Source organism: Rhodoferax sp. ZS1R8 (assembly GCF_056521325.1).
The window spans coordinates 1-1,099 of record NZ_JBWMBA010000167.1; the positions used below are offsets into that span (position 1 = coordinate 1).

Below are 1,099 nucleotides of genomic sequence, written 5' to 3' on the forward strand. Positions count from 1 at the left end.
ATCGCGCAATGTGCACCAGTCGGTGACGCTGCTCGAAGCCATCGACGAATTCCGCTTTGACGCCCTGATCGGCGGCGCCCGCCGCGACGAGGAAAAAGCCCGCGCCAAGGAACGCATCTTCAGCCACCGCGACAGCTTCGGCCAGTGGCAGCCCAAGGCCCAGCGCCCCGAGCTGTGGACACTGTTCAACACCCGCCTGCAACCCGGCGAACACTTCCGCGTGTTCCCCATCAGCAACTGGACCGAGCTGGACGTGTGGCAGTACATCGAGCGCGAAAAGATCGCGCTGCCAAGCCTGTACTACACCCACAAGCGTGATGTGGTCGAGCGCAAGGGCCTGCTGGTCCCCATCACCGACCTGACCCCCGCCAAGGATGGCGAAACGGTCGAAAGCCGCGACGTGCGCTTTCGCACCGTAGGCGACATCACCTGCACCTGCCCGGTGGACAGCTTGGCCGCCACTGCGGCCGACATCGTGGTCGAGACGCTGGCGGCTGACGTCAGCGAACGCGGCGCCACCCGCATGGATGACAAAACATCCGAAGCCTCCATGGAAAAGCGCAAGAAAGACGGGTACTTCTGATATGAAAATCGCTACAAATACAATAGCTACACCCTTATATTTATCGGGGGCTACAGGCCTAAATGGCTTAAGCATTGATACGCAAAGCGCCTTGCGCTGCATCACCTGCGGTAGCGTAGACGATGGCAAAAGCACGCTGATCGGCCGCCTGTTAGTGGACAGCCGCTCCGTGATGTTGGACCAGTTGGCCAACGTCTCCAAAAGCGGCGAGGCTGACCTGGCCTTGTTCACCGATGGATTGAGTGCCGAGCGCGAACAAGGCATCACCATCGACGTGGCCTACCGTTACTTCGCCACGCCCACCCGCAAGTTCATCATTGGTGACGCGCCCGGCCACGTGCAATACACCCGCAACATGGTCACCGCCGCCAGCAGCGCGCATGCCGCGGTCGTGCTAGTGGATGCCACCAAACTGAAGTGGGCTGACGCTGGCGCTTTGGAGTTGCTGCCGCAGACCCGCCGCCATTCGCTGCTGGTCAACCTGCTGCGCGTGCCAAACATCGTGTTCGCCGTCAA

General features: G+C 61.3%; 2 protein-coding genes. Both read left to right on the top strand.

The window, feature by feature from the left end:
- On the top strand, positions 1-583 hold a 583-nt coding region (cysD, locus tag AC097P_RS24700), incomplete at its 5' end, for a sulfate adenylyltransferase subunit CysD (protein ID WP_479613056.1).
- Between the two features lies 1 nt (position 584).
- A partial coding sequence (locus AC097P_RS24705) for a GTP-binding protein (protein WP_479613057.1) occupies positions 585-1,099 on the top strand: 515 nt, incomplete at its 3' end.